The sequence below is a fragment of the Thermococcus waiotapuensis genome, assembly GCF_055384795.1.
Window position 1 is genome coordinate 1,644,044 of the sequence record NZ_AP042429.1, and the last position, 15,580, is coordinate 1,659,623.

The 15,580-nt window shown below is 52.7% G+C and carries 16 protein-coding genes; 2 read left to right on the forward strand and 14 right to left on the reverse strand.

All coding sequences use genetic code 11. From position 1 onward, the window contains the following. Positions 1-78 precede the first annotated feature (78 nt). The 3 genes from ACZ47M_RS09075 to ACZ47M_RS09085 form a co-directional block, all read right to left on the reverse strand. A complete protein-coding gene (locus ACZ47M_RS09075; RefSeq protein WP_010480178.1) occupies positions 79-270 on the reverse strand; it encodes a ferredoxin in 192 nt (63 codons plus the stop codon). Between the two features lie 123 nt (positions 271-393). Further along, positions 394-930 (reverse strand): metal-sulfur cluster assembly factor, encoded by a 537-nt coding sequence (locus ACZ47M_RS09080; protein ID WP_315342233.1) that lies wholly within the window; start codon positions 928-930, stop codon positions 394-396. A 60-nt stretch (positions 931-990) separates the two neighbouring features. Further along, a complete protein-coding gene (locus ACZ47M_RS09085; RefSeq protein WP_315342231.1) occupies positions 991-1,731 on the reverse strand; it encodes an ATPase in 741 nt (246 codons plus the stop codon). A gap of 65 nt (positions 1,732-1,796) precedes the next feature. Here ACZ47M_RS09085 and ACZ47M_RS09090 point away from each other — a divergent pair, with 65 nt between their 5' ends. Further along, positions 1,797-2,753: a TRM11 family SAM-dependent methyltransferase gene (locus ACZ47M_RS09090; RefSeq protein ID WP_315341661.1), complete on the forward strand. Its 957-nt coding sequence runs from the start codon at positions 1,797-1,799 to the stop codon at positions 2,751-2,753. Here the strand turns inward: ACZ47M_RS09090 and ACZ47M_RS09095 are convergent. The 3 genes from ACZ47M_RS09095 to ACZ47M_RS09105 all read right to left on the reverse strand — a co-directional run bounded on the left by ACZ47M_RS09095 (position 2,750) and on the right by ACZ47M_RS09105 (position 4,900). Beyond that, a complete protein-coding gene (locus ACZ47M_RS09095; RefSeq protein ID WP_315341659.1) occupies positions 2,750-3,373 on the reverse strand; it encodes a hypothetical protein in 624 nt (207 codons plus the stop codon). The two genes, ACZ47M_RS09090 and ACZ47M_RS09095, sit on opposite strands and share 4 nt — an antisense overlap. 26 nt (positions 3,374-3,399) lie before the next feature. After that, the gene (locus ACZ47M_RS09100; protein ID WP_315341657.1) at positions 3,400-4,359 is read right to left on the reverse strand and encodes a DNA adenine methylase; all 960 of its coding nucleotides are present in this window, start codon (positions 4,357-4,359) and stop codon (positions 3,400-3,402) included. A gap of 91 nt (positions 4,360-4,450) precedes the next feature. Beyond that, positions 4,451-4,900 carry a plasmid mobilization protein gene (locus ACZ47M_RS09105; RefSeq protein ID WP_315341655.1) on the reverse strand — a complete coding sequence of 150 codons (450 nt, stop codon included), beginning with the start codon at positions 4,898-4,900 and terminating at the stop codon, positions 4,451-4,453. 131 nt (positions 4,901-5,031) lie between these two features. Between ACZ47M_RS09105 and bpsA the strand changes: the two genes are divergently transcribed. Further along, on the forward strand, positions 5,032-6,087 hold the full coding sequence (gene bpsA / locus ACZ47M_RS09110; protein ID WP_315341652.1) for a N(4)-bis(aminopropyl)spermidine synthase: 1,056 nt from the start codon (positions 5,032-5,034) through the stop codon (positions 6,085-6,087). A gap of 20 nt (positions 6,088-6,107) precedes the next feature. On the opposite strand, the gene ACZ47M_RS09115 is transcribed toward bpsA, so the two are convergent. The 8 genes from ACZ47M_RS09115 to ACZ47M_RS09150 form a co-directional block, all read right to left on the reverse strand. Continuing rightward, positions 6,108-7,847 (reverse strand): prenyltransferase/squalene oxidase repeat-containing protein, encoded by a 1,740-nt coding sequence (locus ACZ47M_RS09115; protein ID WP_315342229.1) that lies wholly within the window; start codon positions 7,845-7,847, stop codon positions 6,108-6,110. 42 nt (positions 7,848-7,889) lie between these two features. Further along, complete coding sequence (locus ACZ47M_RS09120) at positions 7,890-9,833, reverse strand: S8 family serine peptidase (RefSeq protein ID WP_315342227.1); 1,944 nt, start codon at positions 9,831-9,833, stop codon at positions 7,890-7,892. Between the two features lie 205 nt (positions 9,834-10,038). Then, on the reverse strand, positions 10,039-11,229 hold the full coding sequence (locus ACZ47M_RS09125; RefSeq protein WP_315341650.1) for an endonuclease/exonuclease/phosphatase family protein: 1,191 nt from the start codon (positions 11,227-11,229) through the stop codon (positions 10,039-10,041). Further along, positions 11,210-11,773, reverse strand: coding sequence for a hypothetical protein (locus ACZ47M_RS09130; protein ID WP_315341647.1), 564 nt, complete (start codon positions 11,771-11,773; stop codon positions 11,210-11,212). The genes ACZ47M_RS09125 and ACZ47M_RS09130 overlap by 20 nt, the downstream gene beginning before the upstream one ends. 81 nt (positions 11,774-11,854) lie before the next feature. Next, positions 11,855-13,174 carry an NAD(P)/FAD-dependent oxidoreductase gene (locus ACZ47M_RS09135; RefSeq protein WP_315342224.1) on the reverse strand — a complete coding sequence of 440 codons (1,320 nt, stop codon included), beginning with the start codon at positions 13,172-13,174 and terminating at the stop codon, positions 11,855-11,857. 95 nt (positions 13,175-13,269) lie between these two features. Then, positions 13,270-13,947, reverse strand: a complete 678-nt coding sequence (gene pyrH / locus ACZ47M_RS09140) for a UMP kinase (protein ID WP_315341644.1) — start codon at positions 13,945-13,947, stop codon at positions 13,270-13,272. Positions 13,948-14,030: 83 nt separating this feature from the next. After that, positions 14,031-15,197, reverse strand: coding sequence for an NAD(P)/FAD-dependent oxidoreductase (locus tag ACZ47M_RS09145; RefSeq protein ID WP_315342221.1), 1,167 nt, complete (start codon positions 15,195-15,197; stop codon positions 14,031-14,033). Next, complete coding sequence (locus ACZ47M_RS09150) at positions 15,190-15,465, reverse strand: (2Fe-2S)-binding protein (RefSeq protein ID WP_315341641.1); 276 nt, start codon at positions 15,463-15,465, stop codon at positions 15,190-15,192. Before ACZ47M_RS09150 ends, ACZ47M_RS09145 begins: the two co-directional genes overlap by 8 nt. Positions 15,466-15,580 lie beyond the last annotated feature (115 nt).

Below are 15,580 nucleotides of genomic sequence, written 5' to 3' on the forward strand. Positions count from 1 at the left end.
AAGCAGAGCCGGCACTGTAAACCGGCCACGAACACTTAAAAACCCACACAATCGACGAGAAAGGAAAAAGAAGAGGCTTCAGGCCTCTTCGAGGCTTATAGCGCCGACCGGGCAGGCCTCAGCGGCCTCCTGGGCGCACTCGAGGTCGGTGGTGTCGACTATCGGGTGGGCCTTTCCGTCGTCGCCCATCTCGAAAACATCCGGGCAGAGGCTTGCACAGATGGCATCCCCAATGCAGGTGTCCTGGTCAACCGTTACCTTCCACGCCATAGAACATCACCGGGTTTAGATGAACCTGGGCTAATATAAACTTTTCGCCAGGAAAAAGACTGCGGGGACAAAATTCGTGGAAAGGAAAGATGAACTTCAATGTGCTGGGAAAGACAGATCAGTTCAGTAGAGGCCAAGCTTTTTCTTGTACTCCGGGCTTATCATGTCCGGACTCCAGGGGGGATCAAAGGTGAGCTCTATCTCGGCATCCTTAACCCCCGGAATCTCGAGTATCTTGTCCTCGACTGCCCTTAGAATCCACATCGTGAGGGGACAGCCTGGAGTCGTCATCGTCATCTTGACGTAAACGGTGTTGTCCGGCCTTATCTCGAGCTCGTAAATCAGGCCGAGGTTAACAACATCGAGGCCTACCTCCGGGTCTATTACCTCTTTAAGCCTCTCTAATATCAGTTCCTTCGTGAGCTGAACGTTTTGGCCTTCGCCCGCCTTCTCTTCCCGCTCGCGGTTTACGGTTATAAGGCCAACCCCTTCGAGCTTTCCAATCTCGGAGTGGAGCTTTATGAGGACGTTGTCTATGTTGGGCGTGTCCTTAGCGAGGGTAACCGTGACGTTGCCCCTCTCGTCCACCTCAATGGCTTTGATGAACTTATCTTCAACTATGCCCTTAACGACCTTCTCAACCTCTTCCTTCGTGAGCATTAACCTCACCTGCGGGAGTTTGGAAAGACAGATTTAAACCTTTTGGGTCAAAAGTGGGAATTAGCGGGTGAGTATGTCCCTGATGAGTGCCTCGGCTATTTCTGGGGTTATTGCCCTTGCCCTGAGCTCGCGGAGGACGCGCTGGATTGCGAAGCGCTTGATGCCAGGGTAACGTCTGAAAGCCTCCCAGAGCAGAGGGCATCCAAAGCTCAGCTCGTACTTCCCGCCTATGAGCTCTATTATCTCCGCTTTGTCGAGCTCCAAAAAGGCCGGAAGGTTGAGGATCACGAGCTTACTGGAGCGGTAGATTGAGATTAAGCCAGAGCTCAGAAGGTCGCCGGAGGCGAGGATTTTTATCCCCCTCTCCCGTGCGTAGTCTTCAATGCTTTCCATGACCATGGAGTGGCACTTCCCGCATATCGGCGCCCCCTTCTCCATCTGGGCGTTTACAGCCTCGAGGTAGTTGGGAACCTCTATGAGGATTGCCCCCTCGCTCCTGGCCTTTTCTATTACCTTTTCATCCATCTGAGGTAGCTTCGCGGTAACTGGAACCACGTCAAAGCCGGCCCAGCGGAGGATTTTCAGCGAGGCGGTGCTGTCGGAGCCAGCTGAAAAGGCAAGGGCTATTTTTACTCCCGTTGGGGAGCGGTCGAATTCCTTCCCGTAAAGGCGGTATTCTATCAAAGCTTTCAGGCGGGAATAAGCTATCTCTCCGATTTCTCCCCTAACCCCCTCGAGGGCCTCAAGGTTGTACTGCAGGCGATACCTTTTGACGAAATCTTCTTTTATTGGCTGAATCATCATCCTCGTAAACTTCGGGATAACTGTTATTAATGTTTGCTTCTTAATCAATTAGGGGGCTGGCAATGAGAGAAGTTTCGTTTGAGGAATATTTAGAGTTCATTAAACAACACGATCACGTCATTATAGAGGATCAAAGAATAGAGATTGGAAAACCCATCCCAATCAAAACGTTTCAACCTCAAAACTTCAAGCTTGAAACAACGACAGTATGGAGCTTCCTCGAACGGGGAAAATGGGCAACTCACCATGCAAATGCAGGATACAGAGGAAATTGGGCTCCCCAAGTTCCACGAAATCTAATATTACAGTACACAACACCGGGGGATGTTGTTCTAGATGCGTTCTTAGGAAGCGGAACGACGCTGATAGAGTGCAAGCTCCTGGGGCGACATGGGATTGGTGTTGACATAAATTATGAGGCCTTAATGGTTGCGTGGGATCGCTTGAATTTTGAGTATGATCCCCTCAAGGATGCACAGCCTACGTTAAGCTTCTACCTCGGACTAAAAGAGAGTATTGAGTGGGTGAAACCTCAAATTCGTCTCTATTACGGCGATGCAAGAAAATTAGACAAAATTGAAGACGAAAGCGTAGATCTAATAGCCACTCATCCCCCTTATGCTAACATCATTGGATACACAAAAAGAGCACGTTCTCGTGTGGAGGGGGATCTTTCCAACGTTAGATCAATAGACGAGTTTGTTTCAGAAATGAAAAAAGTTGCTGAGGAGTTCTATAGAGTGCTCAAACCCGGAAAATACGCGGCTATTTTAATGGGAGACACTAGAAGTCACCGACATTACGTTCCTATAGCCTTTAGAGTCATGAAAGCGTTTTTGGAAACGGGATTTATATTAAAGGAGAACATTATTAAGGTTCAGCATCATATGCGGGGTACAGAACCCTGGAAAACGCGGAAGAGGGATTTTTATTTGATTGCACATGAACATCTTTTTGTGTTTAGAAAACCGGGAGAAAAAGAGGAAATCAAAAAATTCCAAGAGAGTACGATGGTTTAACTTCTCCAAAGCTCAAATAGAGGAGTACCATATCTTTTCGGTGCTGGCCTATTTCGGACGGCAGTTGTTATTATTTTGTCTATATCGCCATAGTCACTCTGTGCGATCCATCGTATGAACCGCATAAGGAACTCTCGAGGAGGATCAAGTTTGCTTTCTTTACATCCCAAACTACCGTAATTCCAATCCTGCTCAGCCATTAATAATGATCCATAGAAAACTGACACATCGGAGGGATCAAGTTCCATCGAGAAAGTCACGCCCCGAACGTCGCCTAGAACTTTATTTATGTCCTCCCCATGATTAATTCGTTCAAATGCCAAAAACACAATCTTTGCATGCTTTTCGTCACTTATCCGTTTAAGGTAAAGGTCAAAGAACAACCTGACATGTGTCGGAGCAAATTCTTTTCTCCCTTTAGGCTGGAGAACCACTTTAAAATCTCCAGGGCATATTCTGTCTGTTCTGACAACGTAGACCTTGGTTCCATTGGAACCAGAATATAACAAGGCCCTTCCTCCTTCTTTAATGACCCTGCGGGTCTTTTGGGTCTCCTTTATTTCTGCAGGTTTTAAATTTTGGACTATCTCAAAAATATCATCTACTCTCACGAACCTCACCAAATATTAAAAGATGGTGGAACTTTTTAAGTAGATCGCTCTGCAATAGTTAAATATTCAACAAGCGACTTAGAAGTCACTAAGGTCCATAGTCTACCGTTGTTTACGAGAAGCTTTGCTCTTTCACGACCCACTCGTAATTCTGTGGGAACATTTGTAACAAGCATCTCTGGCACTTCACCTCTGCGGTCAGCTCTTGAGTTTATTGGCCTCTTTGCGTAGATCTTGAGTATTTCAAACCCCTCAATTCCCTCATACAGCTCACGAACTGGCTTTACATAGGAGTTGCTCAGGATGAAGTAGACTCCTTTCTCATGGAGATCAAGACAAACATCTCTAAGACGCTCCTGGTCTTCTTTGCTGAAGTCCTCCTTCGAATAGCTAGTAAAACTGGCGGTTTCTGAAACCGGGTGGTAGGGGGGATCAAAATAAACCAGATCCCCCGGCTTGGCGACTTTTAGGATATACGTGAAGTCTTCGTTGTAAATCTCTAGATTTCTCAAAACCTCGCTCGCCTTTCTGAGTCGTTCTTCATCCACTATCTTAGGGTTTTTATATCTGCCAAATGGAACGTTGAACTCCCCCCGCTTGTTCTCCCTGTAAAGTCCATTAAAAGCGGTTTTATTCAGATACAAAAACAGGCTCGCTAGTCTGATATTCGGAATCTCAAATCCGTTTCTGACTATCTTATTAAACTCAGCACGGGCCTTGTAGAAGTACTCTTTCTCGTTTTTGTGCCTTTCTGCATCTTCAATTAGTTCATCAACGTAGTCTCTGACGACAATGTAAAAGTTTATGAGTTTGGGATTTATGTCGTTTATAGTCCCCTTTTTGGGCTCCATCCAAAAAGTTACCGCACCGCCGCCAAAAAAAGGCTCGTGGAACGTTCTATTTCTAAAGTCCTCGGGCATTAACGCAACGATTTCGTGAAGTATCTGTCTCTTTCCTCCGGCCCACTTAAGGATGGGTTCTGCCATCAAGTACATCCTCCTAACTATTAGTTTGGTCATGCCCTAATAAGGCATTCGATAAAATTACGTGCAACATAAATATAAAATTTTTGGTGTAACATGATATTCACGATCTATATTCCAGCCCCAGTCTCTTTCTAATATAGTTAGATATGTCCAACCCCTCCTCCTCTGCCTGTTTTGAAATTGAATTATACTCTTCCTCAGTAACGCGGATCGACAACCACTTATTCCGTTTGTTTTTGATGGCTAACGTTCTGGCTTCAATTTCCCATATTTCTTTGAGGGCCTTGGCTTTTTTCTTGAGTAGTTTAGCATTAGTGACCCCTGAAAATTCTCTGACAAGAATTTTCTTGAAATCAGAGATCACTTGAGGATCCCCTTCAGAATATCTGGAGAACTCTGCCACAGCTATCTCGACAGCAACTTCCGGAGTGGAAATTTCCTCTGATTCTAGGATAATTTTAAATGCTCTGATACCTGCAAGTGGAATTTTAAGTTTTCGAGTACTCGGTGCCTTAAGTTTTAACAGCCTTGTAATGATGGCTTCAAACATTTCCGTCACCTCTATGACTCCGCAAAGAATTTACAAAAACATTATGGATGGTCAGTCAATACCGCTGGGAAAACCTTAAAAGAGGCCCTCCTAACTCCTTTCCGCGTAAAATCCTTCTGGAGGTGCTTGCGATGAGGGAGATAATCGAGAGGGTTAAGGAGAAGACGAGCATTCCCGTTTATGAGAGAACCGTCGAGAACGTTCTGAGCGCTATTCTGGCCAGCGGGGACGTTTGGAAGGTCGTTGACCTCAGCGAGGAGCCGCTTCCTCTCGTCGTTGCGGTGGTTACAGCCCTGTATGAGCTCGGTTACGTTACCTTTAAGGACGACCGGGTGACCCTTACGAAGAAGGGCAAAGAGCTGGTTGAGAAATATGGCATCGGTCCGAGGGCCGATTACACATGCCGCCACTGCCAGGGCAAGACGGTTGAGCTGGACGCCTTCTCGGAGCTCCTCGTGGAGTTCAGGGAGCTAACGAAGGACAGACCCGAGCCACTTCACGAGTTTGACCAGGCCTACGTTACCCCCGAGACTACCGTGGCGAGGGTCGCCTTTATGCACAGCAGGGGCGACCTTGAGAACAAAGAGGTGTTCGTCCTCGGCGATGATGACTTAACCAGTGTGGCGCTGATGCTCAGCGGCCTTCCAAAGCGCATAGCCGTTTTAGATATCGACGAGAGGCTTACGAAATTCATAGAGAGGGCCGCCGATGAGATAGGCTACGGGAACATCGAGATATTCACCTTCGACCTCAGAAAGCCCCTCCCGGACTACGCCCTCCGCAGGTTCGACACCTTCGTCACGGATCCGCCAGAGACAGTCTACGCCATCCGCTCCTTCATCGGAAGGGGAATAGCCACCCTCAAGGGGCCTGGCTGCGCCGGCTACTTCGGCATAACGAGGAGGGAAAGCTCGATTGACAAGTGGAGGGACATACAGAGGGTTCTCCTCAACGAGTTCAACGTGGTCATCACAGACATCATCAGGAACTTCAACGAGTACGTCAACTGGGACTACGTTGAGGAGACGAGGGCATGGAGGCTTCTCCCGCTCAAGGTCATGCCGGGCTACAACTGGTACAAGAGCTACATGTTCAGGATCCAGACCCTTGAGGGATCAAAGGGCTTCGAGGGCGAAATAACCGTCGGCCAGGAGCTCTACGATGATGAAGAATCGTCAACTACCTGATTGGAAAAGGAAAAGGGCCTTCAGCTCCTTTTTCTGTTTTCGATCCAGATAACCGCGTACATTGCCAGGAAGAGCCCCGCTATAACTATCACCACGCGCACATACTCCGTTTTCTCCTGAGCCCATGGGCTTTCTGCGGTAAATCCCCCAACTTCGACTGCCTTTATCGTGAGCGGATTGTCTGATGGGTATATCATCACGTATCCGTCGAGTCCGTTGGGGTTCACTCTCCCCGTCGAGTTCCCGGCGTAGGTCCCGCCCTTTATCATGAGAAAAGTGGCGTTTTGAACCTCCTGCCCAATTTCTGGCAGATCCGCATAGAGGACTCTCCTCAGGAAGTCCACTCCCCTTTTGTAGAGGTCCGTGTTGTCTAATCCAGCAGTCTGTAGATTCCACAGGATGCTGGCAGTTGTGGTTATTCCCGTCACCGATTGATGAGTGTAGGAAAAAGCTCCGTTGGGGTACTGCCTTTCCCTGAGCACGTTGAGGGTTACGTTGAGCTCCCCATTCATCCCGAACTGCTTGAAGACCACCGCCGCCTGGGAGAAGTAGTAGGTCGGCGTTGAGTAGTACAGCGGGTCCCCTGTCTCGGGGTTCTTTTCGCTCAGCATCCATGTGAGGTTCTCTGAAAGGTAGCTGAGGGGCTTCTCGTAGTCATACGAGACGTTGAGATCCTTTAAAACCCATACCACGTAGGCCGTGTTGTAGAAGTCCCCCCAGCTCCCGTTCTCTGAGTTGGTAATGAGGTACTCAACCTCGCCGCTGTAAGGCTTGTTGAGAAGCGCCTTTACCCGGGCAACTTCTGCCACCTGCCACGGGAGCAGTGAAGTGTAGTTTTCGGGGAGCTCTGGCCTTCTTGAGCAGAGCAGGTAATAGTGGGCGTAGACTGCCTTCTGCCACTCTTCAGTTAGCGGTATCTCCTCTAAATACGGGCAGGCCGTTCCCCTGAGCTCCTCGAAGCCCTTTATTCTTGAGACATCGAGGAGATCCAAGACGCGGTAGTGTAGCTTTCCCCAGAAGCCGAAGTGTTCCATTTCCATGAGCTTTTCTTTGTATCTCTCTTCGCCGGTTGCGTAGAGGGCCATCGCAGTGGCCATTGGCGTGGAAAAATCTTCGCTCAGGGAGACCTTTTCCCCCAGATAAGCTAAGGCGAACGCCCTGTAAGCCTCCAGCTCACCTTCCATCTTCAGACCCTTGAGGTCGTTCTTATCCCCAAGCGCGATGTCCCTGAAAATTCTCTCCTCATCGTTTTGCGGCCCGTTGAGCTCTAACCACCCGATGGCCCTGTTCAGGCCTTTTTTCAGTTGCTCCCTGAGCCCTGGCATTTCGGTGTTGAGGTACTTGCTCTGCAGGACTTCTTTTAGGGCAACCGCGGCCAATGCTGTATCGATGTAGTCATCCCAGGATCCATCGGGGTTCTGTTTGTAAATAAGCCAGTACGCGGCACTGTTTATGACATCCCCATACCTTCCCCTGGCTACGCTCTCCCCCCTTATGAGTGCCATAATGGCCATTGCGGTGTATTTGGCCTCGTGATCCTCTCCGTAGGCGTAGCCCCACGAGTCGAAGGGCGTTCTTATTGCCATGAGCCATTCGCAGCCTTCCAGAACTTTTTCATACTCCCCCACCTTGTACATGGCCAGAACTGCAAAAGCCGTATCCGGAACCGTGGGTTCGTAAACGTAGGGCCTGATTTCAGCGGAAGCCAAGGTGGAAGAGTATGCCAGCAGAATGAGCACTACCGCGAGAATTCTCTTCATCCCAACCACCTCAGGGGAAAAAGAAGAGGAAGTTAAAAGACTTCACCCGTAGTAGATTTTAACGGTGAGCTTGTAGCTGGCGCTGGAGTAGCGGGTGCTGTAGGCGTAGACGAGGAAGTACCATGTTCCTGGGGAGGGGTTGCTGTACTCGACGTGCTCGCTTGAGGTAGAGCTTTCCGACCTGTCGACGAGGTTCTGGTTGTTGTCGTAGAGGTAGAGGTCAAGGTCGTCGTAGCTGCTGCCGGTGAGGTCGCCGGTTATCCTGGTTGCCCCGCTGTTGACGGTCACCTGGTGGACTTTGTAGCTGCCGCGGCTGACCTTTCCGGTGAAGGTCTTTTCGTCAACGGTCGGCTGGCTTCCCCCACTTCCGCTTGGCCCTCCGAGGGAGCCGTCACTTACTACATCAACCTGGTAGTTTGCTGAGCCGCTGTAGCTGACGACCTTGAGCGTCCAGGTTCCGGAGGTTGGGTTATAGTAGCCGACCTTTTCGAAGCCGTAATAGGCCGTGTATGAGTAGTCAACCTGGTTGCCGTTCGGGTCGTAGAGGTAGAGGTCAAGGTCGCTCTTGCTGTTGTCCCAGTAGAGGGTGGTGGTGACGAAGGAGGCACCGCTTATCGTGAACTGGTGGCTTGTCTGGCCCGTGCTGGAGACGTAGCCGGTGAAGGTGAGCTTGGCGTAGTTGTCGTAGTAGGTAGCCTTATAGGCGTTGACCCTTCCGGCACCGTAAGCTATGTCCGCTATCTCATCGGGCTTGACTATGTCAGCGGTCTCGATGAGGGCCCTCTTTACCTTGTCCGGGGTCCAGGTCGGGTGGGCCTGGAGTAGGAGGGCGGAGATGCCTGCAACATGCGGGGTTGCCATGCTCGTTCCGGGGGCGGCGACGTAGTAGTCACCGATGGTAACGCTGGTGAGCTGGGTTCCGCTGGCCCTGGCCGCGATAATCCAGTTGCCCGGAGCAACGACTTCAGGCTTGAGCCTGTTGTCAGCCGTTGGGCCCCTGCTTGAGAAGTCGGTTATCACGTCGTACTTGTCGACTGCACCCACGGTTATGACCTTGCTGGCAGCTGCGGGTGAGCCGATGGTGTACTTGTTAGGCCCGCTGTTTCCAGCGGCGACACAGACGACTATACCAGCGTTCCAGGCGTTGTTAACCGCCTGACTGAGGGAGTCGGTACCGTCTGAGCTCTGGCTTGAGCCGAGGGAGAGGTTGATGACCCTTATACCGTACTTGTCTTTGTTCTGAACTGCCCAGTCGACGCCGGCTATGATGTTTGAGATGCTACCGCTTCCATCTCCACCGAGAACCTTTATCCCAACGAGCTTGGCTCCCGGGGCCATTCCCTTGTACTTGCCGTTGCTCGCTTTTCCGGTTCCGGCGGCTATGCTGGCCACGTGGGTTCCGTGACCGTTGTCATCGTAGGGGCTCGAGCGGCCGTTAACATAATCCACCCATCCAATGACCTTGCCCTGGAGATCGGGGTGAGAGGCATCGATACCGGTGTCGATTATACCGATTGTGATTCCAGAACCATCGTAGCCGAGGTTCCACATGTTGGTGGCCATTACCTGAGCGGCCGATTCGTCGAGGCCTTCCGTCTCGACGTTGATCTGAACCTTGTAGTCCTCCTGGACGAACGTTATGCCGGAGATGCGAATTTCGCCTGAGGATATGCGAAGGAGGTCTTTGGCTTTTATCGTAACTGCCACGGCGGGGATTATCTCGTAGTCGTACTTTATTTTAGCGCCCATCTTTTCAAGGGTTCCGATGGCTTTTTTCTTTTCGACTGCGTTCTGGAACATTATTATCGCGTCCACCAGGCTGTTGGTTCCTTCGTGCTGTATTTCCTTGAAGAGGCTCGGGGTCAGGAGGCCATAGTCCTTGTAGTAATACGCGGCGCTGCCGGTGCTGGGGACGGGGGCTGCTGCGGCCGTTCCCATCATAAGCCCGACCAGCAGGAGGGCAAAAACCACTACACTCCTCCTCATGTTCAGTTCACCTTTGTTTATTTGTACAGTCCGGGGAATAACACCCATCATCCGGGCACTTTGATGGACATTTAGCTTATAAATTTTGCGTCAAGTTGGGGTATCTCCAATGGGCGAGAGAAAATATGGCGGGCTCGGATTTTCCTTATCTGCCTCTAAAAACCCTGAGCTAAGAGGTAGTCTCAGCAGAAAAAGGGCAAAAAGCTCACGGGAGCTTCAAAAGCGCCCACAAGGGCCTGTGGTCGGAGACTTCAACCTCGCAGAGGCAACCGTAGTCCTTCACTTCCGCGGCCCAGTCCTTTTTGAGGAGGATGTAGTCTATGTTCTCGATGTCTACGTTGCCCCAGTTGAAGGTGTAGGGCGGCCTCTTCTCGAAGGCATCGCGGTAGTCGCGGGTTAGTATCTCTATGGCCCTTTCGTGGGGCTCGGCGTTGGTGTCGCCGGCTATAATCTGGGCAACGGGTGAAGCTTTGGCGAAGCTTAACAGCTCTTCCGCCTGCATCGCGCGCTCTTCCTCGCTCAGTCCCATGTGGACGTTGACGAAGGTAATCCCGAGCTCCTCTATCGAGACCTTCTGGGCTGGTCTGGCCTGGCCGACGCTCTTCAGGTTGAGCTCACCCTCTGTCCTCATGTGCCAGTGGGAGAAGACAGCTATGCCGTAGGTGCCCTCAACGGCGGGCTTATATTCGTAAGCGTAGCCGAGGTATACTGATATAATCAGCGGCACGTCCTGATAGCCGTTCCCTATCATCCCGCCGACAACTTCTTGAGCGGCCCAGATGTCCGGTTTCTGCTCCCTGAGGAGGTTCACAAGCTCGTAGCCGTTGAAGGTTCCCCTGTAGGGCCCGAACCCCTGGTGGACGTTGTATGTCCAGATTAAAACCTCCTTCTTTGCCGGCTCGTAGACCGGGCTAACATTGAAGAGCGCCAGCACTATAACGGCCATTGCTACAAGACCGGCCAGGGAGCCGGCAATTTCCTTTACCTTTGGAGGCTTAACCTCGACGTTCCCCTTGTAGGAGCTCAGGGCGTATACAACCGCCGCGGCCAGAATTAGAGCTTCAAGCCTGTCCTCCATGAAGGCCAGGCCTATGTCCCTCCCGATGTATGCGCCCAGCGCAAAGGTCGCAACGAGGAAAAGGTAAACGGCCCCGAGGACTCCTCCTTTGCTACCTTTCGCGCCTTCAAGGAGTGCCACCGTCGAGGCGAGGGCCAGGGGAAGACCTATGAGGCCGGCGGGCTTCACGAAGAGGGATGCCGAGCCGAGGACCAGCATAGTAGCTGCGAGGCCCGGCTTCTTCGACAGGAACTGGCCCAGCAGGATCGCAAGAGCGACCACGAGGGAGAAGCCCACGAGCTGGGGAAGATAGTAGACGTTAACGCCAGAGTAGCGCATGATGGCGTTTGGATAGATGAGGCCCAGTTCGAGCAGCCGCGAAGGCGTAGAGGCCGAAGCCGGGCTTTTTCAGCGTTCCTGGCTCCCTCCAGAGGGCGTAGGCTCCGGGGAAAAGCAACAGCGCGAGAATAACCCTCGTGTGCGGGAAGTCAACGGGTTCGCCCCCAACGGCCAGGACGCGGAGGCTCAAATCCGCCACGAGGCCCATGGCGAGATATTTCACCTCAACCTCCTTGGCGAGTGCGAGGGCTAGGGGGATGGCAAAGGCCGCTATGAGGTGGGTGTATTCAGTCGCGTCCGTTGCCAGGGAAGCGAGCGCATAGAGGGCCATTATTACCGCTCCAGCTTTTCTGCTCAGCCTTCCAACGAGGAAGGCCGCTATGATGAAGAGGAGTATCCCTATCCCTGAGGGGAAGTTAACGCCGTAAAAGAACGTTTTTTCGAGGCTTGAGTAAGCCCCGGCCACGAAGACCCTTAGCGATGAGGCCAGGAGAACCCCTGTCCCGAGCCCGAGCAGGATTTTATCCCTCTCCCCTACCTTCATTCTCCACCACCTAAAACTTAAGCTGTTGGAAGAGCACTTAAACCCTGCCGATGCTTCAACGGCATAAATAGAAGAGAAAGCTCAGCGGAACCTTCTAAGGGCCATCTCCGCCGCTATTGTTATCGGGTCGATTGTCGGGCTTATCGGCGGGGCGTAGGCGGTCTCAAGGTAGGCCACATCCTCGACCGTTGCACCCTTCTGTGCCAGGGCTGAAAGCGTCATTATCCTGCCCCAGACGCGCTCGCCGCCGACTATCTGCGCTCCGATGAGCTTCCCGTCGGACTTCCTGAATATCAGCTTCACCGTTATCGGCCTGCCCCCCGGGTAGTACTCTGGCCTGGTCGAGCCCTTGAACTTGCCGGTAACTACCTCAATGCCCTCTTTCTCCGCCCTCTCCTCGGTTATTCCGAAGGTGCCTACCTCAAGGCCGAAGAGCTCGGTTATTGCCGTGTTGAAGACGGGCCTGAAGGAAACTTCCTCACCAGCTATGTGCTCTGCGGCAACCTTTGCCATTCTAACAGCCGAGGTTCCGAGCTGGCTGAGGGTTCTCTGCCCGGTAACCGCATCAATAACCTCCGCACAGTCGCCTATCGCGTAAATGTCCGGATCACTCGTCTGGAGGTGCTCGTTGACCACTATTCCCCTGTTGACTTCGAGGCCCGTCTTCTTGGCCAGATCAACGTTTGCCCTTACCCCCGTGGCAACTAAAACGAGGTCTGCCGGAACCTCTTCATCTCCTATCTTAACCGCCTTAACCGGGCTTCCGATTATCTCGCTGACGGCAGCTCCAAAGCGGAATGAAACGCCGTGCTCCTCCATTTCTGCCTGAACAAGCTTTGCGGTGTCCTTGTCGAGCATCGTGGGCATGAGCCTGTCCATCAGCTCTACCACTAGCACTTCCATGCCGAGTTTAGCGAAGGCTTCGGCCCCTTCGAGGCCTATTAAGCCGGCGCCGATTACGACGGCCTTCCGGGGTTTCTTCTCAGCTATGTAGGATTTAATCCTGCGCACGTCGTCGAGGCTCTTGAGGGTGAAAACGCCTTCGTTCTCAACGCCCTTTATCGGCGGGATGAAGGCCTTTGAGCCGACCGCTAAAACGAGCTTGTCGTAGGGAACCTCGCCCTTATCCGTTATCACGACCTTCCTCCCGCGGTCTATCTCCTTGACCTCCGTGTTCAGCATGAGATTTATCTTCTGCTTTTCATAGAACTCGTTGGGGAAGACGATGACATCTTCGGGCTTCTCAATCGTCCCGCTTATCACATGGGGGAGTGCGCACGGGGAATACTGCATCGTCGGCTCCTTCCCGATGACGGTTATCTCAGCCTTCCTATCGAGCTTGCGCATGAAGAGGGCAAAGTTGCTCCCAGCTGTGCCAGAACCGACAACCACGATTTTCATGTACGCCACCGGTGGAAAAAGGGGAAAGGGGTATAAAAGGGTTAGCCCAGCGGCCGGCTTTCCGGCGACATTAGAGCCGAGAAAGAGGAAGAGGTTCAAGGCTCCACGACAGTCCCGTTGTGCTTACCTCTCACCACATCGAAGAGATGATAGGCGTCTTCCCTGCCCACGACGTAGGTCCTTATCCTTCCGCGCTGGATGACCTTTGAGGCTAGGGCATCAACGACGCCGCTTCCTCCCGCTTTACTCTCGCCTTCCATCGCTATATCAACGAGCTCCTCGGGGGTTATTCTGTCGAGCTTCTTGGCCTTCGGGTTCCTCTTCGGGTCGGAGTCGTAAACTCCATCCACGTTGGTGACAACCACGAGGAGGTCTGCCCTCAGGTACTCCGCGAGAAGGGCAGCGACGCCATCGGTAGTGTGCCCGGGATGGGTTCCGCCCATTATCGGTATCTTCTTGAGCTGTATCACTTCCCATGCCTTGCGGAAGTCCTCGACGACGAAGGGATAGGCCTTTTCGCCGAGGGCGGCAATGAGCAGCATCGCGTTCGCCTTCGTGATGTGGATTCCTATGTAATCTTTGAAGGTCTCGTTGTGTGTGAACTCCCTGGCGGCATTGATGTACTTCCTGGCCACTTTACCGCCGCCAACAACGACGGCCACCTCGTGGTCTTCGCTTATCTTGACGAGCTCGTAGGCTATTGCCTTGATAAACTCGACGTCCGGGTCTTCCGGAACCAAAATAGAGCCACCTATGTCGAAGACTATCCTCATGATGACCCTCCCGGTGTTGACCGGGGCCCTTTATAACCTTTTTCTTGCCGTGGATGTGGCAAAAATTGGAAAGGAACGGAGAATTACCCTATCTGGAAGGCGCTGGAGCGGAGCTCACCGCGCTCGAAGCGGTAGGGGTCATACCAGTCCCAGTCAATGGGGACCTTTGAGCGTCCCTTGGCTATAAGCTCCGCCATGGCCTGGGCAACCGCGGGGGCCATCATGAAGCCGTGGCCGGAGAAGCCAGCGGCAATGTAGAAGTTGTCGAGGAGTTTCCCTATGGCCGGGTTCTTGTCGGGGGTTTTGGCGTAGAAGCCTGCCCACTGGCGGACGATGTGGGCGTGCCTGAGCGGCGGCGCTATCATAGTAGCGTATCGGAGAACGCCGCGCAGGAAGTCGTAGGTAGGTTCGTAGTCGTCCATGCTTTTTGCCCTGTGCTCTATCCCTGCGCCGCAGATTATTCCGCCGTCCTCGCCGTCCTGGATTATGTAAGCGTCGTTCCAGCTCGGCGGGCAGACGAGCGGCTCCGCCTGGCCCCTCTCCAGGGGTTCAGTCTTGACCAGTTGGTGCTTATACGGGGTAATCGGCACGAGCTCCCTCTTCAAACCGGCCATTTCGTTTATGAGCGGCGCCCAGGCGTTGGCCGCGTTCAGAACGGCATCTACCTTAACGCTCTCGACCTTCCCGTTACTCCTGTATTTGACGGCGGTTATCTCTTTGCCCTCGCGCTCGAAGCCGATTATCTCAGCTTTCTCCCTCGCCTCAACGCCGAGTTCCCTCGCGCGGAAAAGGTAGGCGAAGAGCGTCTTGAACGGGTTTGCCTTGCCGTCCCTGGGGTTCCAGGCCCCGGCTAAGAATGGCTCGGTGTTGAGGATCGGGACTATCTCTTTCGCCTCGTCCATGTCTATGAGCCTCGTGGGAACGCCAAATTTGTTCTGGAGCCTGATGTTGTTTTTGAAGGCCTCAACCTCTTCCTCACTCGTCGCGAGGAAAAGGTAGCCTGTCTGCCTGAAGTTTATATCGAAGCCCAGCTCCTCCCCAAGTTTTTCCCAGCGCTCGACCGCGTACTTCATGAGCCTTATGTTGGCCTCGTCCGTGAACTGGGCGCGGATTCCGGTGGCACAGCGGAAGGTCGAGCCTGAGCCAAAGTAGTTCTTCTCGAAGAGGATGACCTCTTCTCCGAGCTTTGCTAATTCATAGGCGGTGGCAACGCCTGTTATCCCGCCGCCGATTATCGCAACTTTACTCATCGCCACCACCCACCAGCACCTCAACGCGGACTGGCCTTATCGGGACCCTGGCCCGCGGGAGGGGAATCTCGTCGGGTTTCTTGCCCGTTCTCCTCGCGAGAATGGATATCACAAGCGGTATGCAGGTTCTCCCCTGGCAGGGCCCCATTCCAATGCGGAGGAGGCGCTTTATCTCCTCGATGTCCGTAACCCCTTCGTCTATGAGCGTTTCAATTTCCTCCACCGTCACGTCGTTGCAGCGGCAGATGATTACCTTCCCGTCGCTCATTCTCTCACCACCCTAACAGCCCTTGCTTGCGCAAGCGCTGGCGGAAAAGTTTTTACACTACAACTCGCTTCGGTAGGTGTTAGAGCTCGACTCCATGCTTTTCTTTGGGTGTTCA

Excerpts from the sequence above, each read along its gene's own strand:
- pyrH (WP_315341644.1), bottom strand. The coding sequence starts at position 13,947 with ATGAGGATAGTCTTCGACATAGGTGGCTCTATTTTGGTTCCGGAAGAC.
- ACZ47M_RS09120 (WP_315342227.1), bottom strand. The coding sequence starts at position 9,833 with ATGAGGAGGAGTGTAGTGGTTTTTGCCCTCCTGCTGGTCGGGCTTATG.
- bpsA (WP_315341652.1), top strand. The coding sequence starts at position 5,032 with ATGAGGGAGATAATCGAGAGGGTTAAGGAGAAGACGAGCATTCCCGTT.
- ACZ47M_RS09080 (WP_315342233.1), bottom strand. The coding sequence starts at position 930 with ATGCTCACGAAGGAAGAGGTTGAGAAGGTCGTTAAGGGCATAGTTGAA.
- ACZ47M_RS09145 (WP_315342221.1), bottom strand. The coding sequence starts at position 15,197 with ATGAGTAAAGTTGCGATAATCGGCGGCGGGATAACAGGCGTTGCCACC.
- ACZ47M_RS09075 (WP_010480178.1), bottom strand. The coding sequence starts at position 270 with ATGGCGTGGAAGGTAACGGTTGACCAGGACACCTGCATTGGGGATGCC.
- ACZ47M_RS09105 (WP_315341655.1), bottom strand. The coding sequence starts at position 4,900 with ATGTTTGAAGCCATCATTACAAGGCTGTTAAAACTTAAGGCACCGAGT.
- ACZ47M_RS09150 (WP_315341641.1), bottom strand. The coding sequence starts at position 15,465 with ATGAGCGACGGGAAGGTAATCATCTGCCGCTGCAACGACGTGACGGTG.
- ACZ47M_RS09115 (WP_315342229.1), bottom strand. The coding sequence starts at position 7,847 with ATGAAGAGAATTCTCGCGGTAGTGCTCATTCTGCTGGCATACTCTTCC.
- ACZ47M_RS09130 (WP_315341647.1), bottom strand. The coding sequence starts at position 11,773 with ATGAAGGTAGGGGAGAGGGATAAAATCCTGCTCGGGCTCGGGACAGGG.
- ACZ47M_RS09100 (WP_315341657.1), bottom strand. The coding sequence starts at position 4,359 with ATGTACTTGATGGCAGAACCCATCCTTAAGTGGGCCGGAGGAAAGAGA.
- ACZ47M_RS09125 (WP_315341650.1), bottom strand. The coding sequence starts at position 11,229 with ATGCGCTACTCTGGCGTTAACGTCTACTATCTTCCCCAGCTCGTGGGC.
- ACZ47M_RS09090 (WP_315341661.1), top strand. The coding sequence starts at position 1,797 with ATGAGAGAAGTTTCGTTTGAGGAATATTTAGAGTTCATTAAACAACAC.
- ACZ47M_RS09085 (WP_315342231.1), bottom strand. The coding sequence starts at position 1,731 with ATGATTCAGCCAATAAAAGAAGATTTCGTCAAAAGGTATCGCCTGCAG.
- ACZ47M_RS09135 (WP_315342224.1), bottom strand. The coding sequence starts at position 13,174 with ATGAAAATCGTGGTTGTCGGTTCTGGCACAGCTGGGAGCAACTTTGCC.